The organism is Cytobacillus sp. IB215316 (assembly GCF_033963865.1).
In the GTDB taxonomy this organism is placed as follows: Bacteria; Bacillota; Bacilli; order Bacillales; family SM2101; genus Nanhaiella; species Nanhaiella sioensis.
The window spans coordinates 558,864-584,687 of sequence record NZ_JAXBMC010000002.1; the positions used below are offsets into that span (position 1 = coordinate 558,864).

Genomic DNA, 25,824 nt, shown 5'->3' on the forward strand with positions numbered 1-25,824 from the left:
TATACATTTACAATTTAAATAAATCGTTAATGAATAACCGCTGAGGTCACGTAATGTATATTTGTAATAGTTGATAAGAACTGATTGATGTTTAACATAATAACGTAACCTCCTTCTTTTATAAGTCTTTAACAGACTATCACGTCTTGCATAAATTTGTCAACAGCCGTATTTGTCTATTTTATTACAGTGTGAGATTATTGAATGTTATTAATTGTGATCTTGAAGAATACACCATTGACAGTTACGACAACATATATTAAACTTACAAACAAGCTTAGATGAGAGAGTTATGAAAATTGATCAATTTTTTGATCAACCCATATTGCAGTATAAAAGGAGAAACTTAGTCACACCAAAAGCTGACAAGTTTTGTTTATTCCTTTAAAGATAAACGATACATTTTAAGTTTAGTTGAGAATGAGTATGATTAGTTGAGGCGAGTATAGTTGTAATGTCGTTAAAAGTACATGCTAAATGCGTGCTACTTTATTTAGATGCATCTTTTTTTCTTCAATATTTATTCACTTTCCTCAACCATTTCATTCTCCATTATTAATTAAAGGAGAAGTGAACAATGGAAACTCTACAACAATTTATTCAAGATACGGATCAATACCGTACAATCCCATTAACTTATAGTTTCTTATCAGATACATTAACAGCGGTCCAATTATTTCAAACGTTACGAGATCAAGCAACTTATATTTTAGAAAGTCATGACCCTTCTTCTCCATGGTCAAGATATTCATTTATCGGCTTAAACCCATTTATAAAAATTAAAGAAGAGCAGCGCACGTTTCAAATTTACGATTACACAAATGATAGTGTAGCTGAAGCTCCCAGTTTTAAAGATGCTTTAAATGATGTATTAAATAATTTAGCTGTAAAGATTCCTGAAGTGAATTTCCCATTTAAAGGTGGTGGCGTAGGATATATTTCATATGACGCCATATCGGATTTTGAAAAAGTCCCTGAACCCAACAATCCAGATATACGTGTTGCACGCTATCAATTTCTTTTTTGTGAAACAATTATTGCTTTCGATCATGAGAAAAAAGAAGTTGCTTTGCTACACTTTGTACGATTAAACGGTGATGAAACCGATGATGAAAAAACTTCACTCTATAACGGTGCTGTAACAAAAATAGACTCATTACTTGAACAAATTAAACAGTCCACTACATTTTCTGATCTAATGATGCCTATTGAGCAAAACACTGAAGTTGATCTTGAAGGTATTGATAGTAATTATTCAAAAGAAAAGTTCAAGGAACATGTAAACAAAATAAAAGAGTATATTTTAGACGGTGATATTTTTCAAGGTGTGTTATCTCAACGTTTTCATAAAAAAGTGAATGTGAGCGGTTTTGAATTATATCGTGTATTACGCAAGGTGAACCCCTCGCCTTATCTATTTTACTTTCAAATGGATGGCTTTGAGATCATTGGTAGCTCACCTGAGAGGCTCATACAAATTGAGAACGGACACTTAGAAATTCACCCGATTGCCGGCACCCGTCGTCGGGGTCGAACGAAAGAAGAGGACAAAGCACTTGAGCAAGAATTATTAGCAGATGAAAAAGAAATTGCAGAACATTATATGTTAGTAGATCTTGCAAGAAATGATATTGGGCGTGTTGCAAATTTCGGCTCAGTTGATACACCAGTGCTAAAGACTGTCACTCATTTTTCTCACGTCATGCACATTATTAGTAAAGTTACGGGTAGGTTACGTGATGACGTTCAACCATTGGATGCACTTGTGTCCTCATTTCCAGCTGGAACAGTATCAGGTGCACCTAAAATAAGAGCGATGCAAATATTACAAGAGCTTGAACCTACCGCTCGTAACCTATATGCTGGTGCCATTGTTTATATTGGATATGACGGCAATATAGACTCATGTATTACGATTCGAACGATATTTCTCCAAGATGAAACGGCCTATGTTCAAGCAGGCGCAGGTATTGTTGCTGATTCAAAACCAGAACTTGAATGGAAAGAAACAGTAAACAAAGCCAGTGCCTTATTACGAACGATTCAATCAGCCGAAAAACTATTCGCAAAAGCACCACAACAAGGAGGAATGACAAAATGATAAAAGATACGTTAAAACAATTAATTGAAGGTAACACTTTGTCAGAACAGCAATCATTTCATACGATGAACGATATTATGTCCGGACAATTAACAAATAGCCAGCTAGCTACTTTACTTACTATTCTTCGCCTGAGAGGTGAAACTGTAGATGAAATTACTGGTTTTGCAAAAGCGATGAGGCACAATATGAAGACGATCGAATATAATGACGAAATTGTCGTTGATACGTGTGGAACGGGTGGTGACGGCCACTCTACTTTTAATATTTCTACTGCAGTTGCCATATGCTTAGCATCATTAGGTGTGAAAGTTGCTAAACACGGAAATAGGAATGTATCCTCTTCAAGTGGAAGCGCTGATGTTCTTGAAGAATTAAATATTCAAATTGAAACAACACCTGAGCAAGGAAAAGACGCTTTAATAAAAAAAGGAATGACGTTTTTATTCGCTCCAAACTATCACTTTGCGATGAAACATGCAGCGCCTGTTCGTAAAGAAATCGGCTTCCGTACATTATTTAATTTATTAGGGCCTATTTCAAACCCTGCAAACGCAAAGCATCAATTAATCGGGATTTTTGATACTAGTTATTCAGAAAAATTAGCACACACTCTTCATGCACTAGGCTCTAAACATGTATTATTCGTTACTGGACAAGATGGCCTAGATGAAATATCAATTGCTGCAGACACTGATATCGTCGAGCTGAAAGATGGTAAAGTATCTCGCTATGTATTTTCTCCTGAAGATGCTGGTTTACCGAGAGGAAATATGGAAGACCTAAAAATATCAAGTCCTAAGGAAAGTGCAAAATTGATTCAACAAATTTTTACTGGAAAAGCAAATGAAAGTGCAACGAACATCTTTTTGTTAAATGCTGGAGCCGGATTATATGTAGCAGAACAAGTATCGAGTATTGCTGAAGGGGTTCATCAAGTAAAACAAGCCATTGATCGTGGAGATGTTCATAAATATTACGAATCGATCAGAAATTTAAAGGAGGAGCAGCTCCATGCTTGAAAAGATTCTAGAAGTAAAACGTGAAGAGATCAATAAGTTAGAACTTCGAGATGAAGTACAAGTAGAAAAGTTTTCATTTTATGAAGCATTGAAAAACACTACTCTACCACTTGGACTAATTGCGGAAGTAAAAAAAGCATCTCCTTCCAAAGGGATCATTAGAGGAGATTTTCATCCAACGACTATTGCTAAAGCGTATGAACAAGCTGGAGCAAGCGCAATTTCTGTACTGACGGATGAACCATTTTTTCAAGGACACCATTCATATTTATCTGATATAAAAAAAATAGTTAATATACCCGCTCTAAGAAAAGATTTTATTATCGATTCAATTCAAGTTGAAGAAAGTAGACGATTAGGAGCAGATGCCATCCTATTAATTGGTGAGGCACTATCTCCTGTTCACCTACATGAGTTATACGTACAAGCTCAAGAAGCGGATCTCGATGTATTAGTCGAGGTACATTCGAAAGAAACATTAGACAATGTATTATCAGTATTCACACCAAAAATCATCGGTATTAACAACAGAAATTTAAAAACATTTGAAACATCACTCCATCAAACAATTGATTTAGTGAGTGATGTTCCGAAAGACAGCCTACTAGTTAGTGAAAGTGGCATTTTCACTAATGAGGATATTAAAATGTTAAAACATTGTGGAGCGAACGCAGTGTTAGTAGGTGAAGCATTAATGCGTCAAGATGACCTAGTTCATGCAATACGCCAGTTAATGGGAAGTGAACACGTTGAAAACAACTAAGGTGAAATTATGTGGTAATCGCTCACTCGTAGATTTAAAAACTACTACTGCGTCTACCGCTGACTATATAGGAATTATTTTCTCAGCGAGCAAACGCCAAGTTAACCCTGTTCAGCTAGCTGAGTGGATTGAAAAATATCCTCTACAAGACAAACAGCAACTAGTTGGTGTTTTTGTGAACGAAGATATTTCAACAATCATGAACGTACTCAACAATGTAAACCTTGATGTCATCCAATTGCATGGAACTGAAACTGTACCATATATCTTATCCTTACGTGAACATGTTGACATACCTATATGGAAAGTCATTCACCATCAACGTCAAGGGTTACAGCTTATGCAAACATATAGTGGCGTCGTTGACGGCTATGTCGTTGATAGTAAAGTCCAAGGTGCATGGGGTGGGTCTGGTATAAGCTTCGATTGGGAAGCTGTTCCTTCGTATCTTAAAGAAGCACAGCAGCAAGGTGTTCCTTGCTTTATAGCTGGAGGGATCACTCCTCAGAACGTAGCACAATTGCTTCATTACGAGCCATTTGGAATTGATGTTTCTAGTGGTATTGAAGCACAAGATCAGAAAGATTACGAGAAGATAACAAGCTTATTAGAAGAAATTCATAGAGAGGTAGATGTGAGATGAAACAGACAGTCCCTGACCAACACGGACGCTTCGGTAAGTTCGGTGGTAAATACGTACCTGAAACGTTAATGGCACCATTAGCAGAATTAGAACAAGCACTACAAGAAGCAATGAGTGACCCTGAATTTAAACAGCAGTATACAGAGATTTTGAAAGAATATAGCGGACGACCGACTGCTCTAACGTATGCAGATCAGCTTACTGAAAAAATCGGTGGTGCGAAAATTTATTTAAAACGTGAAGATTTGAATCATACAGGTGCACATAAATTAAATAATGCAATCGGACAGGCATTATTAGCTAAGAGGATGGGGAAAACAAAAATTATAGCAGAAACTGGTGCAGGCCAACACGGAGTTGCAACAGCAACTGTTGCTGCTAAATTCGGATTAGAATGTAAAGTCTTTATGGGTAAAGAAGATATTAGAAGGCAAAAATTGAACGTATTTCGTATGCAGTTATTAGGTGCTGAGGTCATTCCTGTCTCAAGCGGATCCCAAACATTAAAGGATGCCACAAACGAAGCGATACGTTATTGGGTTAGCCACTGCGATGATCATTTCTATATCATCGGCTCAGTTGTTGGTCCTCATCCATACCCAAAAATGGTTAGAGATTTCCAACGAATTATCGGTGATGAAGCGAAAAAGCAATTTTTGTTAAAGGAAAATCATTTACCGAATCGGGTATATGCCTGTGTTGGTGGTGGTAGTAATGCAATCGGTATGTTCTATCCATTTTTAGAAGATGACGTAGAGCTAATTGGTGTCGAAGCTGCCGGACTTGGTGTCGATACTGATGAACATGCAGCAACTCTAACAAAGGGTACTCCTGGCGTCATTCATGGATCACTCACCTATTTAATACAAGATGAGGACGGTCAAATTATTGAACCTTATTCCATTTCTGCTGGTTTAGATTATCCAGGTATTGGACCAGAGCATGCTTATCTTCATCAAACGAAACGTGTTCGTTATGAGTATGTCACTGATGCCGAAGCATTAAATGCCCTACTGTTCCTTTCTCAAGAAGAAGGGATTATTCCTGCGATCGAAAGTGCTCATGCACTAGCAAAAGCATTCGAAGAAGCGAAACAAATGTCCAGTGATGAAACCATTCTTATTTGTTTGTCAGGGCGAGGTGATAAGGACATGAGTACATTAATAGATAAGTTGAAAGGAGAAGATGACCATGATAGCTACAAAGCCATTTCGTTCAAAGCTCACTAAAACAAAAGATTTATTCATCCCATTTATTATGGCGGGTGACCCTTCTCCTGAACTAACGATTGACCTTGCTGTTAATTTACAACAAGCCGGTGCCGATATACTTGAATTAGGTGTACCATACTCAGATCCATTAGCTGATGGACCAACTATCCAAGATGCTGCAAACCGAGCTCTGCAGCATAAAATGACACTTAGAAAGGCTATCGAGCTTGTACCTGAGATGAGAAAGAAAGGTGTATCAATTCCTGTAGTTATCTTTACTTATTATAATCCTGTATTACAAGTAGGTGAGGATGCATTTTTTAATCATATGAAGGAAAATGATGTCGATGGCTTGTTAATTCCTGATTTACCATTTGAAGAAAGTGAACAAATGAGAGACCGGTGTAACAAAGAAGGTATAGAATTTATATCACTCGTAGCTCCTAATTCAGAAGATCGTGTACAAAAAATTGCAGAAAATGCAACTGGCTTTTTATATTGTGTATCTTCGTTAGGTGTAACCGGGACAAGAAAAGAATTGAATACAGATATTTCAAGCTTTTTAGAACATGTTAAGCTGCATAGCAAAGTACCTGTTGCTGTTGGCTTCGGTGTATCGACATACGAACAAGTAAAAATGCTTCAGCAACATTGTGACGGCGTAATTATTGGAAGTGCCATCATTAACTTGATTGCAGCACAGCAAAATGCCTTATTAAATCAAGAAACTAGACAACAAGCATTGCAAGCTTTTAAAAATAACATAATGAAAATGATAGGTAAATAATAAAAGCGGATGCGCCTTGTTTATCCCCGACAAGCGCTGGAGCCCCCATACTTGAAGGTGCCTTTTACCTTCGGGTGTGGGGGTGAAGTGACTCGAGGAGATTGGCGCAGGAGCTAGATAATAATTAAAGCGGAAACGACTGGTCAGCCTCGACTAGCACTGGAACCATTTCAACTGAAGGCGCTTTTTGCCTTTGGGTGAAATGGTGAAGTGACCTCGAGAGGCTAGGAGGCGGAGCTAGATAATAATTAAAGCGGAAACGACTGCAATTCTACCGTTACCCAAATCCTTTGGGTAACGGTAGAATGTTGTATCCATGACTTCCCTAAAAATACATATTATATGATTTATTTTGGTTAAACAATCACACCTCAGTGAGACTGTTAACACGTAACACAAACCCCCTACCTCTTAATTTTCACTGTTAATACATTGGTAAAATTACTTGTTCGTGCAAATAAGGAACAATTCCCATGATACCCACTTTACTAATAAACTCTACTTCCTTTTCATAGCCGTACTTTTTTAGCATTGAACCTACATGTGTTGCCAAAAGAAGGTTTTCTCCATTTTCCTTATTACCTCGATAAAAATAGAGAGCTGCTAGTGACGAGTCGGTTAGTTCCCAGTCTTTATTTGTATGATTTAACAAAAAATCAAGAAAGCACCCTGCTCCATAAAAATCTTCTAAACAAAATTCACCAGATGTTCCAGAACATATAATGACTACAGTTTCATCATTATGTTCACAGTCAATTACTTCTGCTAATTTTGCAGCATTTAATAATGAGCCAATAAATACTTTTTTTGAACTAGCTGCTTTCCGAATGGCAACTGTTCCATTTGTTGTTGATAGGATCATCGTTTTCTCAGCTATTTTTTCTCTTAATGTTAATGGATTCGGGTCAAGAAACCCTTCTATTGTCTTACCTTCATACTCCCCCACGAGTACATAGCTATTCTCTTGTCGTTGCAATGATTCCTTCACTGCTTCCTCACCATTTAATACTGGTATAACCTCCTTCGCTCCAAAGTATAGACCAGATGTAATTGTTGATGTCGCTAACAACACATCAAAAATAACCGCTAGCTTATTATCGAGCATTTTATCGGAATCTATTTCTTCCTTTCGCATTAACAGATGAATTTTTGACATCATAAGCACCTCAATACGAATCATTTTTGCTGGATGTATGCAGTGCATGAATAATCAATGCATTTACAAAATGATTGAAATACTCAAACCGTGGATCTTTCGTTTGTCCCTTTTTCCATCGATAGTAGATTTGCTGACAAATACCTGCTAGTTTAAAGTAAGCAAAAGTCAAATAGAAGTTCATATTAGACACATCAAAACCACTTTTTTCTGCATATGCACTTATGAACTCCTCGCGAGTCATAAAACCTTTTTGAATTGTTACTGAGGTGCCTCCTAACCCTATTTTTAAAATATCAGGATCGTCCTCCTGTATCCAATAACTCATAGCTACTCCTAAATCTAGCAATGGATCTCCGACCGTGCTCATTTCCCAATCAAATAAACCTACCATTTTTGTCAAATCGTCTTTCGCGAACATCGAATTATTAAGTTTAAAATCATAATGGATCGGAGTAGATTGTTGAGATCTAGGAATGTGAGAAACTAGCCATTTTGTCAATACATCGACTTCAGGAATATCATCTGTTTTCGCTCTATCATATCTCTTAATCCACCCATGTACTTGCCTTTCTAAAAAACCATCGGGGTTAGTAATTTCTGTTAGCTTTGTTTGCTTATAATCAATACTATGGAGTTGAACAAGTGAGTCTACCATTTCCTTAGAGATACCTCTTGTTAATTCTGGCGTAATCGACACACCCTTCGGAAACGATGTATCTATGACAACCCCATTTTTTCGCTCCATGATAAAAAATGGGCTACCAACGATCGTTTCATCTGGAGAAAATAACAAAGGCTTAGGTGCAATAGGATAATGGGGATGCAACTCTTGTAAAATATGAAATTCCCTTTGCATATCATGGGCTTTTGGAGCTACAGGACCCAATGGTGGACGACGAAGAACAGCTACCCAATCCCCTATCGTAAGTTCGTATGTTAAATTTGAATGACCTGCACTGAACTGCTTAATCTCAAGAGGAGCATCTGGTAAATCTCCAAATTCAGTGTGCAAAAATTTCTTTAGTGTTTCAACCTGTAAGTCTTCTCCTTTTCGGATAGGTATTGTATCTGTCATTTTTTGGCACCTCTTTATTAAATATTATTTTATTTAGAACATCAAGTTTGTTATTCCATTGTCTTTTCACTTAATATGTTTGTTGTTTTTCGATTGAAATACCCCACCTATAAATTGAGGTAAAAACTATAAAACACATTTTGCTTAACTTGACATGTTCTGTTGATCGCCTTTTGTTACAGCATATGAGTTTTTAATGAATCTACTTTTCATCAGCTTTATTGGAGACGCTTTATTCTTCTCAACCCTTTTAACTTAGAAAAAGAGTACCCATAGTTTATGAAAAGAGCTTTTCATTATTGTTGACCTGCTCTTTATTTCTTCTAAGCTCCATTTTGGCAATTTGTGCTCTATGCACTTCATCTGGCCCATCAGCAAGGCGCAGTGTTCTTGCGTTAGCCCATTGTGCCGCAAGTGTATAATCATCGCTCACCCCTATTGCTCCAAAAGACTGAATCGCTCTATCAATGACTTTTAGTGCTAAATTGGGAGCCACCACTTTGATCATCGCTATCTCCATTTTTGCTTGTTTATTACCTACTGTATCCATCATATAAGCCGCCTTCAACGTAAGTAACCGAGCCTGTTCTATTTCAATTCTAGAATCTGCAATCCACTCTTTTATCACACCTTGATCTGCTAATCGCTTACCGAAAGCAACTCGGTGTTGTACTCTATCGCACATTTCTTCTAGTGCTCTTTCAGCAGCGCCAATTAAGCGCATACAATGATGGATCCTTCCGGGTCCAAGTCGACCTTGGGCAATTGCAAACCCTTTCCCTTCCCCCCATATTAAGTTCTCTGCTGATACTCGGACATTATTATACGTAATTTCTGCATGTCCATGAGGTGCATGGTCATAACCAAACACAGGTAAACACCTTTCAATCTTAACTCCTGGTGTATCAAGAGGAACAATAATCATAGATTGTTGTTCATGCTTTTGAGCATCGAAGTTAGATTTCCCCATGACTATAGCTACTTTACAACGTGGATCACCAGCACCCGATGACCACGTTTTACACCCATTGATGACGTATTCGTCACCTTCTCGAATGATACTCGCCTCAATATTAGTAGCATCAGATGAAGCCACATTAGGTTCAGTCATCGAAAAACAAGAACGAATCTCACCTTCTAGTAGTGGTTTTAACCATTTTTCTTTTTGTTGTTCAGTACCATATCTCACTAACACTTCCATATTACCTGTATCTGGTGCACCGCAGTTAAATATTTCAGGTGCTATGATTGAACGCCCCATAATCTCACATAATGGAGCATATTCAACATTCGTTAATCCCGTACCATGTTGACTATCTGTCAAGAACAAATTCCACAGCCCTTCTGCTTTTGCTTTGTCTTTTAATTCCTCCATTATTGGAGGTACCGTCCATCTACTCTCACTCTCGTTTAATTGTTGTTCAAAAGTTTTTTCATTTGGATAAACATACTTTTCCATGAAATCTATTAAGCTATTTTGCAACACTTTAACCTTATCAGAATATGAAAAATTCATCTTACCCCTCCTTACATACTTACTGGTCAGTACGTAGATCTATTACTATCATACATCTTCTTATTTGAATTATTCAAGGTTATTTTAAAAATGTTTTGAAAATTCAAATTTAGGTATATAATGTAATTAGATTGACAAGTTAACAACACATTGATTGTATTCCCACATCTTACTAAAACGATAAAAATGGCATATAACAACTACTGCAACTATGATGAAATGACACTTATAATAAGTATTCTTTTGCTAGACGTCAGGTAAATTTAATGTGAAATTTTCAAAATTACATGAGGAGGTAATTATGACTACATTAAAAAACCAAACAATAGGAGATTTACTCCTTGAAGCGGTTTCCAAGTATCCTGATCAAGAAGCAGTTGTTTACTCAAAGTTAGGAAAAAGATTAACGTATAAGCAATTTTATGATGAGACAACAAATCTTGCCAAAGCATTACTAGGTTTAGGTATTAACAAAGGTGATCACATAGCCGTATGGGCTACAAATGTTCCTGAATGGTTATTACTCCAATTTGCTTCTGCAAGAATAGGAGCAATTCTCGTAACAGTTAATACTAGTTATCAAGAATCCGAGTTAGCATATTTATTAAAGCAATCGGACTCAACAAGTTTGTTTTGTATAAACGGATATAAGGGAACTTCTTACATAGATATTATAGAAAAGATAACTAAGTCAACATCTCAAAGCTTCAATAGTGAACAGCTCGATATTGATGACTTACCTTTCTTAAAAAACATCATTTATATCGGTTCTGGAGAGACTCCATCATATATGCTTAATTGGAATCAGCTTTTGGAACTTAGTGATGGCATAACGGATATACATCTTAAGGATGTTGAGGTATCTTTAAGGCCAGATGAAGTTATAAACATGCAGTATACTTCTGGCACAACTGGATTTCCAAAAGGTGTTATGTTGACACATAATAATATTGTTAATAATGGACATTTGGTTGCACAAGCAATGAAGTTGTCAAATAACGATAATTTATGTATCCCCGTACCATTTTTCCATTGCTTTGGCTGTGTCCTAAGTATTTTAGCCTGTGTTTCCGTTGGAGCTACAATGGTACCTATTGTAGAATTTAACCCAGATGAAGTATTGTCAACAGTGGAAAAAGAGAAGTGTACCGCATTACATGGAGTTCCAACGATGTTCATCGCAGAATTAAATGATGAGAACTTTAACCAATATGATCTATCAACACTACGAACTGGAATTATGGCTGGCTCTAATTGTCCAATTGAAGTAATGAAGAAAGTCATGACCGAGATGGGTATGGAGGAAATTACAATTGCTTACGGTCAAACTGAATCTTCACCTGTCATAACCCAAACGACGACTAATGATCCGCTAGACAGACGTGTTAACTCTGTAGGTAAACCACACGAGCATGTAGAAGTGAAAATAGTTGATCCTGTTACAGGTAAAGAAGTACCATATGGAACACCTGGTGAACTTTGTACGAGAGGCTATTTAGTAATGAAAGGATATTACAACATGCCAGAAGCGACAGACGAGACAATTGACCAAGATGGATGGCTTCATACTGGAGATTTAGCTATTATGGACCCTGATCATTATATAGAGATTACTGGAAGATTGAAAGATATGATTATTCGGGGTGGAGAAAATATATATCCCCGTGAAATAGAGGAATTCCTATATAGACACGATGATATTTTTGATGTACAAGTAATTGGCATTCCTGATGAAAAGTATGGTGAAAAGGTAGCTGCTTGTATTAAAGTAAAGGAAGGTCGAACCATCACAGAAGAAGATGTGAAATCTTTTTGCACAGGTAAACTCGCTTTTTATAAGATTCCCGAATATATACAATTCGTAAATGATTACCCTATGACTGCATCAGGTAAAATTCAAAAATATAAACTTCGTAAACAGGTCACCGAATGTATATTCCAAAATAGTAAAACAGTATAGTGTATAAATAATAGATTCGTTAACGTACATAAAAGATTCACTGTTCCCAGTCAAGAAGGATCAGTGAATCTTATTATAAGCTACTACTATATGTCAATTAACGCATAAAAGTTATGAAGAAAGACTCCCATTATACTCTATCCTCATTATTGTTTAGAAAGTATTATATAAACTGTTGCATCAGCTTCAGAGTTATTTTGAAGACTAACCTTTTCATGACCCTCTAATCTTAGTAAGTGATCCTTTGACAGTTCATGTTCTTCACCGTTTACCACAAACTTCACTTCACCTTCGACCACCTGCACAAAAATGTCATGCTTAGGGTGATTATGCTCTGCTACTTCTCCCCCAGGTGCTAGCTTTACCAATACTGTTGTAGAGTAGTCTGTCCGATAGACCATTTTTTTTAGCACTTTATTGTCATTTGTAAAATCAGATATATTTTTTATTTCCATTTTCATTGCCTCCTAGTTATAGATAGGTTGATTGATAACTATTCTCATTATAGTTCAAAATAAATCCCACCATAGTGATATGAATCACTAAGTGGTGGGATTTTTTCTTTCGTTAGTTTTTGTTTTCGATTCTCCCTAAAATAACTGCTGTGGCAAACCCAACAGTAAGCGTCACTATACTAATAATAATTTGTCCGTCAATTCCTGGGTAAATAACAAAGGTTGATCCAGCCACCATTCCAATAATAGCTGCATACATCATTATTGGATATGAAGTAAGAAGATACTTTAACAATCTGCTCATAAGGACGATACCAGATAATACGCCCGCTCCAACAGCACTAATGACGATGAAATTAAACTCTGAAACTTCATGTAGAATAAGTTCATACATACCGATGAGCAACAATACAAAAGAGCCGCTTACACCTGGTAACACCATTGCCATACTTGCTAAAAAACCAGAAAAAAATAAAACTAATAATTGTGTAGCACCTATTGTCTCCAAAACGACAGTTTTTTGATTAAACAAAGATAGAGAAGCAATGGCTAGAAAGGCAATTACTAATAAGATATAGTGTTTACTAGTAAATGTATTTTTTATATCTGCTTTTATGTACAAAAACGGTAGTATACCGATAATTAACCCTAGAAAGAAAAAGTTAGTCGGTTGGGGGTATTCCTCCAATAGTACATCTATTAAATGACTTAAAAGAAATATAGCTGATAAAACCCCTACGCCTAAAGGAATTAAAAAGCCTAGTTGTTTTTTCCAATCTTTGCTAAAAAAACTATTAATCGCTTGTATCAATCTGTTGTATATGCCTAAAATCACTGCTATTGTTCCAGCACTTACTCCCGGAATAAGATCGCTTGTCCCCATAAGGAACCCTCTATAAAGATTTTTCCACTCCATATATTCACACCTTACTTATTGATAATTTAGGTAAAAACATTTCGTTGAAATTAACATCATATTATTTACTAGGTCATATGTCAAGTCCTATGTATAAACAGAAATTAATTGTGATTAGTAGAAAGAATAAAACATTCTATTTATTACTAGATTTGCAAGCTTCGGGAACATGATCATTGTATACCGGTAACGTGATACTAACGGTAGTACCAACTGTAACAACACTCTTAATATTGATTGTTCCTTTGTGTTCATTTATGATTTTATTACTGATCGTTAACCCTAAGCCCATCCCTTTTTCTTTCAAGGTGAAGAATGGCTCTCCTATTTTATTGAGTCTTTCTTTCGGTATTCCTATGCCATCATCTACTACTATGACCTTAACAAACTTTTGATCAATATTGTTTACACTAATATCGATCCTTCCCCCTCTAGGCATAGCATCTATAGCATTTTTAACGATATTTATAAAAACTTGGATTAGTTGATTTCTATCACCGAATACTGTTGGGTCATATGAATCATTGCCAAAATCTATGATGATACCTTTCTCCTTCGCTTCATGTGATGTAATATTACAAACATATGATAGCGATTCACTTAATAAAAATGGATTATATTTTTTAGGCTGTGGCTTAGATAGTACTAACAGTTCACTAACAATGTGGTTAATTCTATCCATCTCTGACATGATGATCGAAAGATGATCTTTTGAAGCAGTATTATTTTCTCTCATTAACTGTAGAAACCCTTTAACACCTGTTAGTGGATTTCTAATTTCATGAGCTATTCCAGCCGCCATTTCACCGATTACCGACAATTTCTCTTTCTTCAATAGCATCGCTTCAGTAAGTTTTTGTTGTGTAATATCTCTACCAATAATGACGAGTCCTTTTCTTTCTCCACTATCATAAAACAATGGGACTTTTATCACATCGAAAGTTTTTGTCTCTTCATTAGGTAATATAAATGATTCATCTGCTCTTGTTATCTTCGCTTGCTTCCATGTATCGTTGTCTGATTTCAAACACTCATCAAACGCTTCTTTAAAAAAGGGATTAATTACCCCTAAATCTGCATCTGTTTTCCCAATATAATCAACCTCATTTAAGTGGTAAAGGTCTCGACCGAAATCATTTACCTTCAACCAACGTCCATCACCATCTTTAAAACAAACGAAATCTGGCATGGAATTGATTAATAAGGATAATTGGTTTTCATCCTCTTCAGCCTTCTTACAATATTCAGTTTGTTTTATGAAACTATATAATAAATATGATGAAACCACTATAAAAATAATAGTTTCTACTAGTTTTAATGCGTAAGGATCGTGCATTATGTTAAGAAGAATCAGAATATCATCTATAAAAAAAATCCAAACTATACCACCAATAAAGTATGCCAATACAAGTCGCTTATTTACAATTAATCTTGAATGCATCTACTCACCTTTTTCAACAGTATATACGATGATCATTCGTTATGATTTAGCCTTTAGTAAATCTAGCACGTGCAATGTAAGAATAAAATTGTACGATATAAAATAAGCGATGATTTAAACACCGCCTATCATGCCCACTCTGTTGCTTTTTCGCAATAAAAGCTATATTCGCATATAACTAACGTTCGGAGCGTATTTTCTACATATCACTTTCTTAAATGTAAGTGTTATGTAAAAGAGCCTCACAAAATATACAAATACTCCTCAATAATTAGCTAGAAAGTAGTAGTCAAAATTAATTACATATTAGGTGAAAGCATGATAATTCTATTATAGCAGAGATATAATCTATCAGTTGGATTTTTTTACCCTCAAATTAGTATAGAATATAACAAGATTGGTAATAGTGAAAATTTATGAAATATGTTATATAATGGGTGACAGAGGTGGTTTAATATGGCAAATGTGATCAAAAAACATAACTATATTTTGTTCTTACTGTTAATTAGTATTATTTTAATTGCGAATTTCACTTTATACAACCTTCCATCATTAGAACCAATTCCCGACGCTGCAATTATAGGTTCATTACTTGATTTTATTTTAGTCATTCCTTTGTTAACTTACCTTTTCATTATTCGAAAGCGTTTTTCCATCAAATATATAGGTTTAGTTATTCTTCTCAGTTACGGTGTGGCATACTTAATTGTTCCTAATAATTATTTTAAAGAATTTCCCCTTGTAAACTATTTTGTGATTTTTTGCGAAGCAATTTTTGTATTACTAGAACTGTATATTTTATTTAAAATCGTCTCAAAAATGAAGATTATCATTAAAGACTATAAATCTAACTATTCAAATAGTACATATTTCCAGCATAATATTAAGCAGATAGCTGAAAAACATTTACCTGGAAATCGTATAGTACAAATTCTACTTACAGATATTAGCATGTTTTATTTTGCATTCTTTTCATGGCGAAAGAAATTTATGAACCCGTCTGAGTTGAGATTTACGTACCACCATAAGACTAGTATGATTGCCTGTAATATTATGATCATTCATGCGATTGTGATAGAATCAATTGGCCTCCATTACTTTTTACATCAATGGAATGAAGTCGTAGCCTATATTCTTCTTATTTTAAACATTTACAGTGTTCTGTTTATCTTAGCTGAAATACAGGCAACTCGATTGTCTCCTTTTTTATTAACTAAACAAAGCTTGTTATTAACCGTAGGGTTTTCTAAACGTATGGATGTACCACTTGATAAAATTAAAGAGTTTAAGCATTATGATGGTCCAGAACAGATATCAAATAAAGAACTAAATACGTTATTTGATGCAAGAGCGATCGATTTTATAAAAGAAAAACCTTCGTTTGAGATTTTATTAAACGAACCTCAGCAAGTAAAGCTTCTATATGGTATGAAAAAAAATGTTAGCAGAATCATTTTGAATGTCGATCATCCTCAGGATTTTTATGACCAACTTGCTCAATACCTTGGAAATGAAAATTCTACTAAATCATGAAGAAATAGATAACTACAAGCTCAAGGCTGTCGACTAAGTCGACAGTTTTTTTGTATCTTAAAATATAACGATCTCCGTCTACAATGTTAGCGTAACTTTAAGTCTACTAGAATAAAATATGATAGATCAACTTTCTATAAAATCCACCGGGTTAACAGCATTGGTTTTATTAATATTCCATCGACCTTTGTGAAGTTCAAAATGAAGATGCTGCCTTGAAGCATAACCCGTTTCACCCATATATCCTAATAATTGACCTTGTTTTACTAGTTGATTCACCTTTACCTTTCTTGTCCCTAGTTCTAGATGTGAATATACTGTCTCCCACGTTTGACCATTAATATGATGAACAACAAAAATGACTTCTCCATAGCTTTTTGATGTATACGAACGACTAACCTTCCCATTAGCAACTGCTAAAATATCGGTTTTACCCGATTGAGAAATGTCAATACCGTGATGATTTGGCCTACGCTTTGTCCGAAAACCAGAAATAATTTTACCTTTACTAGGTCTTATAAACACAAAATTAACCTCCCCCTTTTTCAATATAATAGTAATTACTTGTACTAAAGGTTCTCTTTCTTATGTAAAATACATGTTTATCATGAGTATAAGCATTGCATGATTAACTTAGCTGAATTTCCTATTATATATCATGTAAACTTCGTCTTCACGTAAGAAAGTCAGCAGGAGACTATACTCCACCTAATTAAGAATTAGGGTTCATGTATAGTACAATTTTCACAATAATTAAGTGAGCAGTTTTTCTTCACAAAAAGAAAAGGCATGAGGTCGGTTTAATACCGCTCATGCCTAGATAACACCTAAATACTGAGTCTAACTCGGTCAGAACTACAATGAATGGGTCTCATAAAAAGAACTTTCTTATTGACCTCTTCTAGCAAAATCTACAAATTTGAACTTATCCATTCGATGTCTAGATTCTGTATATTGAAATAACTTAGCATCATCTAAATATACATAATTTTTGACTACAACAATGTGTCGATCACCATTCAAATCTAAGTGATGCTTATCTTCCTCCGTTGCCTCTTCAACTGTAATTTCTTTCTTTGCAAAGCTTATTTTGTAATTCAATTCTTTCTCTAAATATTCATAGATAGAATTCTTACAAATTTGCTTCGTTAATGTCGGTACGATTTTCTGAATAAAATAATCTTTATCCAAAATAATTCTCTCTTCATTGATTTCCCTAACTCGCACGACTTCCCATACTTTTTCAGTTGATGATATATTCAATTGATCTTGAATATAAAGGTTAGGTTCACTTAAAACGACCTCATGAACATGTGTTGCTAATTGCCCTTCCATCTTTTGAGCAATTTCTTTAAAGCTTACTAGCTCTGATACCGGGAATTGAAGCTTTCGTAAATCCAACACGATAGACCCTTTACCCTTCACTTTTTGAATATAGCCGTTTAACGATAACAAATTCAAGGCTTTTCTAATCGTTTCTCTTGATGTATCATAATTTTTTGCTAAATCATGTTCAGATGGTAACTTTGTATTCGGTTCTATTTCTCCAAGTTGAATCTTTCCTGTAATATCGTTATATATTGCATTATATTTGTTTTGTCTCATATTAAATCACCAAATTTATTGTATCATCATTTTGTCAAGTGATAAATAATCGATTCATACGGCCTTAGTTCGATATTATTAATGTTCATTGGTGAACCATCATAATTTGATAATAATATACTGTTAGAATAACCATTTATTTCGACCGTTTCAGGTAAAAGAAAAGTAGCTTCTTTAGCATAAAAATTATTTATCACTAACAATTTTTCATTCTTAAAACTTCTCACATACGCGAAAATATGCGGATGATCTTCTAAAATTAGTTGAAAATCCCCATATGTGATGATGTCATACTTTTTCCTTAATGAAATTAGTTTTTTATAATGATAGAAGACAGAATTGTTATCACGTAGAGCTTGAACTGCATTTATATGTTTATAATTAGCAGAAAGATTAATCCAAGGTGTTCCTTCTGAAAAGCCAGCATTTTTGCTATTATCCCATTGTATAGGTGTTCTTGAGTTATCTCTAGATTTTTGTTTTAAAATGTTGATTATTTCGTTCTCTTTCATTCCTTCCTTCTTTTTAATCTCGTACATATTCAACGACTCTACGTCACGGTAATCCTCTATGCGATCAAAGTTAGGATTTGTCATTCCAATTTCTTCTCCTTGATATATATAAGGTGTCCCTTGCATCATATGAATCGTTGTTGCTAGCATTTTAGCAGATTCCTTATGGTACCTTTGATCATTACCAAATCTTGATACAATTCTTGGCTGGTCATGATTACACCAAAACAAAGCATTCCAGCCACCACCTTTAATCATTTCACTCTGCCATGTGGACAAAATTTGTTTTAGTTGCAAAAAGTTAAAATTTGCAACCTCCCATTTCTCTCCATTTGGATAATCAACCTTTAAATGATGAAAATTAAAGGTCATATCAAGCTCCTGTCTGTTTGGATTTGTATATTTAATACAGTGGTCAATCGTTGTTGATGACATCTCGCCGACTGTCATACTATCGTACTTTGAAAACACTTGTCTATTCATCTCATGTATAAACTCATGAACACGTGGACCATCGGTATAAAACTTCCTTCCGTCCCCTGTAGCACCTGATCTGGTTATGTCATCATTAGGAAATTGCTGATCTTTTGAAATAAGATTTATGACATCTAAACGAAAGCCGTCAACTCCTTTTTTAAACCAAAAATGCATCATCTCATATACATGTTTGCGAACTTGTTCATTTTCCCAGTTTAAATCTGCTTGTGTAATGTCGAACAAGTGTAAATAGTATTGACCTGTTTGATCATCAAGTTCCCAGGCTGAGTTACCAAACTTTGATTGCCAATTATTTGGTTCCTTTCCTATATCATCATGCCATATATAAAAATCACGATATTTATTTTTCATACTTTCACGTGATTGTTTAAACCAAGCATGCTCAGTCGATGTATGATTTACAACAATATCCATAATAACCTTCATATTTCTCTTGTGTGCTTCAGTTAATAATAAGTCAAAGTCAGCCATCGTTCCATATTTCTCATGAATACTAAAATAATCACTAATATCATAACCATTATCTCGCTGTGGGGATTTGTATATAGGTGTTAGCCATATGATGTCTACACCAAGTTCAGTTAAATAATCAAGCTTAGAAATGATTCCCTGTAAATCACCTACACCGTTTCCAGTTGTATCTTTGAAGCTTTTTGGATAAATTTGATATACTACAGATCTCTTCCACCAAGGGTCTTTCATTTTGTTACCACCTATCCTTTTGTTGAGTAATCTTGGATGCATTAATCATTCCAATAAAAGTACAGAAATTATCGATTGTATTGATGACCATTTCATCGTTTCATTTACCTACTAATTCCTAGTCATACGTATCCTGGACCTTATAATTACTTATATTCTCTTTATAGAATCTACCACTGAGCTCAATAACTACACAAAATGAGCATCGCAGAAAAAGCTTTGCTTTTTCTGCGCTCAATCATCGTTTAGGATAAATTCACTAAAAAGAATATTTTAGTAAACATGGCTATATCAAATGAAGTTAAAAAATGAGTTATAAGGATTTTATATCCGACCTGTAAACTTTCAATCAAGTGGAAGATCGACGCCGTCTATTTTAAACAATCTCATGTGTACTTGAACATCTTAATTAGCTTTTCTTTAGTTTACCGTATACTATTGTTAATACAAACGGGACTACTAATACGATTGCCATACCTATAAAAAATGAAACCCACTTATCAGGTACAATTGATAAAAATCCTGGAAGACCTCCTACACCTATAGAGAAAGCTTGAACAGCATTTATTGTAATAAATAAACCTGCTATTGCTGAACCAAGTATTGCAAAAAGAAACGGGTATTTAAACCGAATATTAACACCAAACATAGCTGGTTCTGTAATTCCTAAAAATGCTGAGATCCCTGATGTAAGTGATAACCCTTTTAGTTTTTCATCTTTTGATACTACCATCATAGCAAACGCTGCAGACCCTTGAGCAATATTCGATAAAGCAAGAATTGGCCATAAGAATGTTCCACCAGTACTACCTATCAGTTGTATATCTACTGCTAAGAAAGTATGGTGCATCCCTGTTACTACTAGTAATGCGTAAAGTCCACCGTATAATAATCCACCTAATGCTGCAAATTTATCAAAAACCAATACTAACCCATCTGTAATACCATTCCCAATTGCGAAAGTAATTGGACCAATAATAATAAATGATAAAAACCCAGTGACTAATAAAGTAATTGGTGCAACTAATAAAAGTTTGAAAGCATCCGCTATCCTCTTATTTAAAAACAGCTCAATCTTGGCTAATACAAATGATGCTATTAATACAGGTAACACTTGACCCTGATATCCTATTTTTGCTACGTCTAAACCGAATAAATTCCAGTAAGGAACTTCGTTATTTGCTAACGCATCTCCATAAGCCCATGCATTAAGTAAACCGGGATGAACAAGCATTAGGCCGAGCACTATACCGAGTAACGGACTTCCACCAAAACGTTTTACAGCTGACCAACCAATTAGACCAGGTAAAAAAACGAACGCAGTATTAGCAATTAAATTTATAATATCAGCAATATCTTTCCATTGTGTATGAACGTCTATTAAAGATTTCTCATCATAAAAAATACCTGGACCAGTTAGAATATTATTAATCCCCATTAATAACCCCGCGGTAACGATGGCAGGTAAAATAGGTATGAAAATATCTGCTAACGTTTTAATCATTCGTTGAATTGGGTTTAATTTCTTTTCGGCAACTGTTTTAATCTCTTCTTTAGTTGAACTACCTATTTCGGCCATTTCTACGAGTTGTTTATATATTTTATCTACTAAACCTTGACCGATAACAACTTGGAATTGACCATTCGCAAGAAAAGTACCTTTTACAATTTCTATTTTTTCTAAAGCTTCCTTATCTACGATATCATCATCTCTTAACGCAAACCTTAATCTTGTAACACAATGTGTTGCTGCCTCAATGTTTTCTTTCCCACCTATTGCATTAATAATTTGCTCAACTTGTTGTTTTTCCCCCATCATCTCACCCTCCTGATATCGCTTACATATTAAGTAAACTTGTATATACAAATCACACTTAAAGTATAAACCTGTATATACAAGTAGTCAATGATAATTTTTCATATGCTAATTAAGTATTATTACCTTAATATTAGGATCTTTCCTCAACTTTGTTGTGATAGTTCCTAAAATTGACAATAAAAACAGCATTTTACTCACCAATCATCGTTTTATAGAAGAAAAAAGCCCCGAAACCTAGTTGTATACGCGTTTATTTCCTAGTAGGAAAAACTACATTTCATATGAAAACAACTTAATATAACTTATTAATAATTGTTAAAACTTATAAACACTTGATTATTTTATTATTTTTACTTATAATCACTTATAACAACTGTGTAAAAGGATGTGATATTTTGTTCCAAGAGGAAAGAATGCTTGCCATTCTTAATTACTTAAAAATCCATAAAAAGATAAGCGTTGATGAAATTTGTCAACAATATAATGTTTCACGTGATACTGCTCGGCGTGACCTTGTCAAGCTTGAAGAAAAGCAAGCTATCTTGCGCACAAGAGGTGGAGCAATTCTACCAACTTTAAATAATGAAATTAAAAGTTATAAAGACAGACTACATCTCCTTTCTAAAGAGAAAGAAGCAATTGGTAGAGTAGCAGCCACGTTAGTAAATGATGGCGAAATTATTATTATGGATGAATCTACAACCGTCCAAGCTTGTGCAGAGTTTCTTCAAGCTACAGATTGTACAGTAGTAACAAATTCAATTAGTCATTCATTAATCTTGTCCAATAACCCTGGAGCAGACATATACTTGCTAGGTGGTCAATTAAATAAAGAACACCGTTTTCTGTATGGTTCATCCACTGTAGAAAAACTTTCACACTACAACGTTGACAAAGCATTTATTGGTGTTACTGGCATATCAAATCGCGGTCTGACCATTGCGCATGAAGAGGATGGATTTGTAAAAAAGAAAATGATTGAGCAAGCAACTGAAGTAATCGTTTTAGCTGATTCAACCAAATTTCATACACAGGCTTTTTTTACATTTGCAGCATTATCACAAATTGATGTGATCATCACTGATCAACAAATTGATGAATCACTCATGAAAGTTCTGGATGACTATGATGTTGAAGTATTAGTTGCCTCTTCACAAATGTTAAATTTATAAGGCTCTTTTCGTGTCTGTGTTGCTTTGTCACCTACTTTTGAGTAACTGATGAGTAATATATCATTTTTATAATAGTTAGCGAAGAAAAGAGCCACGACCGTGTTGTATACGTGTTTTCTTCTTAATACTAAAAACAACTATTATTGCTAAGCCATTTATAAGGCTCTTTTCTTATACTTTGTTGTTATTTTTGCAAAATTATTATAAAAAAAAATTTAATACGCTCGACATTGTTTTTCGGAAGAAAAGATGCACGAACACAAGTTGTGTCTGTGTTTACTTCTTCACACGAACAACAACTATCATTGCGAACAACCCTTTATAAGGCTCTTTTCTTATACTTTGTTGTTTTTGTCACCAAATTATCATAGTAAGAAAGGATTTAATACGTTTGACATCTTTTTTCAGAGAAAAGATGCCACGTAATTTAGTCGTATACGTTTTTAATTTTTTGTACGAAAGATAACATTCTATACAATAACAGCCATTCATATAGAATTCAGGAGGAGAAGGGGCATGAAATTACTTGCAATAGATCTTGATGGCACCCTACTAAATCATAAGAAGAATATTAGTAAAGTAAACTTAGCTGCAATTAAAGATGCTCAGGACAATGGTGTAGAAGTTATCATTGCAACAGGAAGAGCATATTTTGATGCCCTTAAAATATGTAGAGACGCTGAGTTATCAACAAAGATCATTAGTTCAAATGGGGCGATGATTCATACAGAAAAAGGTGAACTACTGCATTCATTTGCTATGGAAAATAACGTAGTTGAACGAAGTATCAAGTTTCTAGAAGACACCGAACTCTATTACGAGGTTACAACAGATAACAGAATATATACTCCACATCGTTGTCGTGATGTTTTGGCTATCGAGGTAGACCGTTTAACAAGTGCAAACCCAGAAATAAGTAAAGAAAAGCTTCTTGCCGATACGCAAAAACAATTTACTCAAACAGGCTTTACATTTGTTAATCACTATCAAGATATTCTTCATACAAATGAAGCAGTTTATAACATCCTTGCTTTTTCCTTAGAAGAGGAAAAGCGACAACAAGGATGGGCTTATTTCACAGAACAAGAAAACCTCACTGTTGTTTCATCAGCAGATAATAATTTCGAACTTCAACATCATGAAGCATCTAAAGGAAATGCAGTACAGCTTGTAGCAAATATGCTAAACATTCCACTTAGCGAAACAGTAGCAATTGGAGATAGCCATAACGATTTGTCGATGCTTAAAAAGGTTGGGTATAGTGTTGCAATGGGAAACGCAAAACAAGAGATTAAAGATATTTGTCATATGACGACATTACTTAATGATGAGCATGGTGTCGCACATGCCATTATTCATAAGATTAACGAAAAAATATCATTATAAATACAGCTTAGAACAACTGACCGGCGTAACCATAGGGCGTCACGGTCAGTTGTTTTCGTTATCACTATTATTTTGTTGCTTCCATACACACTTCGTAAAATTTATCTGGCTCTTCAAAATTGGGTGAATGAGCTGATTTTTCAAACCACACGAGTTCTTTTTTTGGCGCTTTTAAATGCTCATAATATTCTTCAGCAAGCTCAAACGGTGTAGTGTAGTCATAACGTCCAACACAAATATACACTGGTACTTTCATTTCATCCACTTCGCTTAGTAAATCCATCGCCATCAGCTCATCCCATAGCTTACTGTTGGAAAAAGAAAATTTATTATATCTCATAAAGCGTAGCCAATCTACAATAGAATATTCTCTATAAGATGCCGATTTACGCATGGACTTCATCATGGTAGATCCATGAACAGCACCACCAAATTTATCTAACCACTTTCTCTGAATAACGATGTCAGTAAATTTATCATATGGTGGATATCCAATTTTTTCTAACTGCTTCTGTGCCTTGCTATTCTTTGTTCTATGAGCCTTCTCAAGTGTAAAACGATAAGAGATTTCTTCATTTTTCACCATATTCACAAATTGACCAACACCGATATATGCATGTATTAGCTCAGGGTGCTTCTTGACAAATAACGATCCTAATAGACTTCCCCAGGAATGACCGACTAAGTATAATTTCTGTTGATTAAATCTCTGAAGAAGTAATACTACTAACTCGTGTACATCTGAGAGGAATTGGCTAATATTTAAACTGTCAATTTGAATTTCTTTTGAGTAAGATTTTCCTGCACCCCTTTGATCCCAGTTCACGACTACAAAATCTTCCTCTAGCTTTTGCTGAAGCTTTGGAGCATACCCTATTTGAGCAGCACCAGGTCCCCCGTGTAAAAAAAGTATTAGCGGTTTATGTTTATTTTTTCCCCTTATAAGAATGCATTGTTCAACTCCACCGATTCTAATCATTTCTAACGAAGCAATACTATCTTGAATAACTTGTTTGTTAGCATCAATAAAATTTGGCGTTTTTGCTTTTAACATTTTAATTTATCCTCCCTTACGCTACATAGTTAGGTATTGTACATAAATGTCTTTGACTATTATCTTTAAAGAATATGCTAAATAATTCCAAAGATAAACTAGCTTAGGAATGAGTTTGATTCATCCTATAGGCTGATTAGCAATTAACTAAAAGATATATAGTTTTTTCTAGAAGAAATATAGCTATTGTAATTGTTCAAATTGGTGAATGTGGAAACACTCAACAATTTATGATGCACTTAGCTCTAGAAGAGATTAGTAGAATTGTGGGGTTTACATAATAAGTAGCTGATCAATAGAAAGAATATTTAAAATCAAGTATGAAAATACGAAGCTTTAATTCTCAATTTTGCACAAAAATATACAGGATTATCACTATTATTAATGAATGAACTATTAAAATTACATTCTTTTAATACGAAAAAAAAACTTTAACAGGTTATACGAAAACAACAAAGAAAACCGCTTCATTAAAGAAGATATACCTGTACTAT

The 25,824-nt window shown here is 34.7% G+C and carries 21 protein-coding genes; 10 read left to right on the forward strand and 11 right to left on the reverse strand.

Going from position 1 to position 25,824, the window contains the following annotated elements; all coding sequences use genetic code 11:
* Positions 1-577 precede the first annotated feature (577 nt).
* The 6 genes from trpE to trpA are packed head-to-tail and all read left to right on the forward strand — an operon-like array spanning position 578 to position 6,527.
* Positions 578-2,101 (forward strand): anthranilate synthase component I, encoded by a 1,524-nt coding sequence (gene trpE, locus SLH48_RS06915; RefSeq protein WP_320257537.1) that lies wholly within the window; start codon positions 578-580, stop codon positions 2,099-2,101.
* Complete coding sequence (gene trpD, locus SLH48_RS06920) at positions 2,098-3,123, forward strand: anthranilate phosphoribosyltransferase (RefSeq protein WP_320257538.1); 1,026 nt, start codon at positions 2,098-2,100, stop codon at positions 3,121-3,123. The genes trpE and trpD overlap by 4 nt, the downstream gene beginning before the upstream one ends.
* Complete coding sequence (trpC, locus tag SLH48_RS06925; protein WP_320257539.1) at positions 3,116-3,886, forward strand: indole-3-glycerol phosphate synthase TrpC; 771 nt, start codon at positions 3,116-3,118, stop codon at positions 3,884-3,886. Before trpD ends, trpC begins: the two co-directional genes overlap by 8 nt.
* On the forward strand, positions 3,873-4,529 hold the full coding sequence (locus tag SLH48_RS06930; protein ID WP_320257540.1) for a phosphoribosylanthranilate isomerase: 657 nt from the start codon (positions 3,873-3,875) through the stop codon (positions 4,527-4,529). The genes trpC and SLH48_RS06930 overlap by 14 nt, the downstream gene beginning before the upstream one ends.
* Positions 4,526-5,758 carry a tryptophan synthase subunit beta gene (gene trpB, locus SLH48_RS06935; protein WP_320257541.1) on the forward strand — a complete coding sequence of 411 codons (1,233 nt, stop codon included), beginning with the start codon at positions 4,526-4,528 and terminating at the stop codon, positions 5,756-5,758. Before SLH48_RS06930 ends, trpB begins: the two co-directional genes overlap by 4 nt.
* Positions 5,721-6,527 carry a tryptophan synthase subunit alpha gene (gene trpA, locus SLH48_RS06940; protein WP_320257542.1) on the forward strand — a complete coding sequence of 269 codons (807 nt, stop codon included), beginning with the start codon at positions 5,721-5,723 and terminating at the stop codon, positions 6,525-6,527. The genes trpB and trpA overlap by 38 nt, the downstream gene beginning before the upstream one ends.
* A 424-nt stretch (positions 6,528-6,951) precedes the next feature.
* Here trpA and SLH48_RS06945 read toward each other — a convergent pair whose 3' ends face one another.
* The 3 genes from SLH48_RS06945 to SLH48_RS06955 form a co-directional block, all read right to left on the reverse strand.
* On the reverse strand, positions 6,952-7,683 hold the full coding sequence (locus SLH48_RS06945; protein WP_320257543.1) for a 2-phosphosulfolactate phosphatase: 732 nt from the start codon (positions 7,681-7,683) through the stop codon (positions 6,952-6,954).
* A gap of 10 nt (positions 7,684-7,693) precedes the next feature.
* Positions 7,694-8,761, reverse strand: a complete 1,068-nt coding sequence (locus tag SLH48_RS06950; protein ID WP_214481939.1) for a phosphotransferase family protein — start codon at positions 8,759-8,761, stop codon at positions 7,694-7,696.
* Positions 8,762-9,038: 277 nt separating this feature from the next.
* Positions 9,039-10,277, reverse strand: coding sequence for an acyl-CoA dehydrogenase family protein (locus SLH48_RS06955; protein ID WP_320257544.1), 1,239 nt, complete (start codon positions 10,275-10,277; stop codon positions 9,039-9,041).
* Positions 10,278-10,578: 301 nt separating this feature from the next.
* On the opposite strand from SLH48_RS06955, the gene SLH48_RS06960 reads away from it, so the two are divergent.
* Positions 10,579-12,237 (forward strand): AMP-binding protein, encoded by a 1,659-nt coding sequence (locus SLH48_RS06960; RefSeq protein WP_320257545.1) that lies wholly within the window; start codon positions 10,579-10,581, stop codon positions 12,235-12,237.
* 146 nt (positions 12,238-12,383) lie between these two features.
* Here the strand turns inward: SLH48_RS06960 and SLH48_RS06965 are convergent, their stop codons facing one another.
* The 3 genes from SLH48_RS06965 to SLH48_RS06975 form a co-directional block, all read right to left on the reverse strand.
* Complete coding sequence (locus SLH48_RS06965) at positions 12,384-12,692, reverse strand: cupin domain-containing protein (protein ID WP_320257546.1); 309 nt, start codon at positions 12,690-12,692, stop codon at positions 12,384-12,386.
* Positions 12,693-12,804: 112 nt separating this feature from the next.
* Entirely contained in the window at positions 12,805-13,575 is a 771-nt protein-coding gene (locus SLH48_RS06970) for a DUF368 domain-containing protein (RefSeq protein WP_320257547.1), read from the reverse strand.
* A 169-nt stretch (positions 13,576-13,744) separates the two neighbouring features.
* Positions 13,745-15,049, reverse strand: coding sequence for an ATP-binding protein (locus SLH48_RS06975; RefSeq protein WP_320257548.1), 1,305 nt, complete (start codon positions 15,047-15,049; stop codon positions 13,745-13,747).
* Between the two features lie 456 nt (positions 15,050-15,505).
* Here SLH48_RS06975 and SLH48_RS06980 point away from each other — a divergent pair, with 456 nt between their 5' ends.
* The gene (locus SLH48_RS06980; protein WP_320257549.1) at positions 15,506-16,582 is read left to right on the forward strand and encodes a hypothetical protein; all 1,077 of its coding nucleotides are present in this window, start codon (positions 15,506-15,508) and stop codon (positions 16,580-16,582) included.
* A gap of 126 nt (positions 16,583-16,708) precedes the next feature.
* Here the strand turns inward: SLH48_RS06980 and SLH48_RS06985 are convergent, their stop codons facing one another.
* The 4 genes from SLH48_RS06985 to treP all read right to left on the reverse strand — a co-directional run bounded on the left by SLH48_RS06985 (position 16,709) and on the right by treP (position 21,715).
* A complete protein-coding gene (locus SLH48_RS06985) occupies positions 16,709-17,107 on the reverse strand; it encodes a M23 family metallopeptidase (RefSeq protein WP_320257550.1) in 399 nt (132 codons plus the stop codon).
* A 363-nt stretch (positions 17,108-17,470) separates the two neighbouring features.
* Complete coding sequence (treR, locus tag SLH48_RS06990) at positions 17,471-18,187, reverse strand: trehalose operon repressor (protein ID WP_320257551.1); 717 nt, start codon at positions 18,185-18,187, stop codon at positions 17,471-17,473.
* 26 nt (positions 18,188-18,213) lie between these two features.
* Positions 18,214-19,899, reverse strand: a complete 1,686-nt coding sequence (gene treC, locus SLH48_RS06995) for an alpha,alpha-phosphotrehalase (RefSeq protein WP_320257552.1) — start codon at positions 19,897-19,899, stop codon at positions 18,214-18,216.
* A gap of 409 nt (positions 19,900-20,308) precedes the next feature.
* Positions 20,309-21,715, reverse strand: a complete 1,407-nt coding sequence (gene treP / locus SLH48_RS07000; RefSeq protein ID WP_413785399.1) for a PTS system trehalose-specific EIIBC component — start codon at positions 21,713-21,715, stop codon at positions 20,309-20,311.
* 398 nt (positions 21,716-22,113) lie between these two features.
* Here treP and SLH48_RS07005 point away from each other — a divergent pair, with 398 nt between their 5' ends.
* Positions 22,114-22,890, forward strand: a complete 777-nt coding sequence (locus SLH48_RS07005; RefSeq protein ID WP_320257554.1) for a DeoR/GlpR family DNA-binding transcription regulator — start codon at positions 22,114-22,116, stop codon at positions 22,888-22,890.
* A gap of 516 nt (positions 22,891-23,406) precedes the next feature.
* Positions 23,407-24,276: a Cof-type HAD-IIB family hydrolase gene (locus SLH48_RS07010; RefSeq protein ID WP_320257555.1), complete on the forward strand. Its 870-nt coding sequence runs from the start codon at positions 23,407-23,409 to the stop codon at positions 24,274-24,276.
* Between the two features lie 67 nt (positions 24,277-24,343).
* On the opposite strand, the gene SLH48_RS07015 is transcribed toward SLH48_RS07010, so the two are convergent.
* Positions 24,344-25,330: an alpha/beta hydrolase gene (locus tag SLH48_RS07015; RefSeq protein ID WP_320257556.1), complete on the reverse strand. Its 987-nt coding sequence runs from the start codon at positions 25,328-25,330 to the stop codon at positions 24,344-24,346.
* Positions 25,331-25,824 lie beyond the last annotated feature (494 nt).

Bases quoted from the DNA above. Each gene is read 5' to 3' on its own strand.
- SLH48_RS06980 (WP_320257549.1), top strand. From the start codon at position 15,506: ATGGCAAATGTGATCAAAAAACATAACTATATTTTGTTCTTACTGTTA.
- trpC (WP_320257539.1), top strand. From the start codon at position 3,116: ATGCTTGAAAAGATTCTAGAAGTAAAACGTGAAGAGATCAATAAGTTA.
- treP (WP_413785399.1), bottom strand. From the start codon at position 21,715: ATGGGGGAAAAACAACAAGTTGAGCAAATTATTAATGCAATAGGTGGG.
- SLH48_RS06970 (WP_320257547.1), bottom strand. From the start codon at position 13,575: ATGGGGACAAGCGATCTTATTCCGGGAGTAAGTGCTGGAACAATAGCA.
- treR (WP_320257551.1), bottom strand. From the start codon at position 18,187: ATGAGACAAAACAAATATAATGCAATATATAACGATATTACAGGAAAG.
- SLH48_RS07010 (WP_320257555.1), top strand. From the start codon at position 23,407: ATGAAATTACTTGCAATAGATCTTGATGGCACCCTACTAAATCATAAG.
- SLH48_RS06965 (WP_320257546.1), bottom strand. From the start codon at position 12,692: ATGGAAATAAAAAATATATCTGATTTTACAAATGACAATAAAGTGCTA.
- SLH48_RS06945 (WP_320257543.1), bottom strand. From the start codon at position 7,683: ATGTCAAAAATTCATCTGTTAATGCGAAAGGAAGAAATAGATTCCGAT.
- SLH48_RS06955 (WP_320257544.1), bottom strand. From the start codon at position 10,277: ATGAATTTTTCATATTCTGATAAGGTTAAAGTGTTGCAAAATAGCTTA.
- trpA (WP_320257542.1), top strand. From the start codon at position 5,721: ATGATAGCTACAAAGCCATTTCGTTCAAAGCTCACTAAAACAAAAGAT.
- trpE (WP_320257537.1), top strand. From the start codon at position 578: ATGGAAACTCTACAACAATTTATTCAAGATACGGATCAATACCGTACA.
- treC (WP_320257552.1), bottom strand. From the start codon at position 19,899: ATGAAAGACCCTTGGTGGAAGAGATCTGTAGTATATCAAATTTATCCA.
- trpB (WP_320257541.1), top strand. From the start codon at position 4,526: ATGAAACAGACAGTCCCTGACCAACACGGACGCTTCGGTAAGTTCGGT.
- SLH48_RS06975 (WP_320257548.1), bottom strand. From the start codon at position 15,049: ATGCATTCAAGATTAATTGTAAATAAGCGACTTGTATTGGCATACTTT.
- trpD (WP_320257538.1), top strand. From the start codon at position 2,098: ATGATAAAAGATACGTTAAAACAATTAATTGAAGGTAACACTTTGTCA.
- SLH48_RS07015 (WP_320257556.1), bottom strand. From the start codon at position 25,330: ATGTTAAAAGCAAAAACGCCAAATTTTATTGATGCTAACAAACAAGTT.
- SLH48_RS06960 (WP_320257545.1), top strand. From the start codon at position 10,579: ATGACTACATTAAAAAACCAAACAATAGGAGATTTACTCCTTGAAGCG.
- SLH48_RS06950 (WP_214481939.1), bottom strand. From the start codon at position 8,761: ATGACAGATACAATACCTATCCGAAAAGGAGAAGACTTACAGGTTGAA.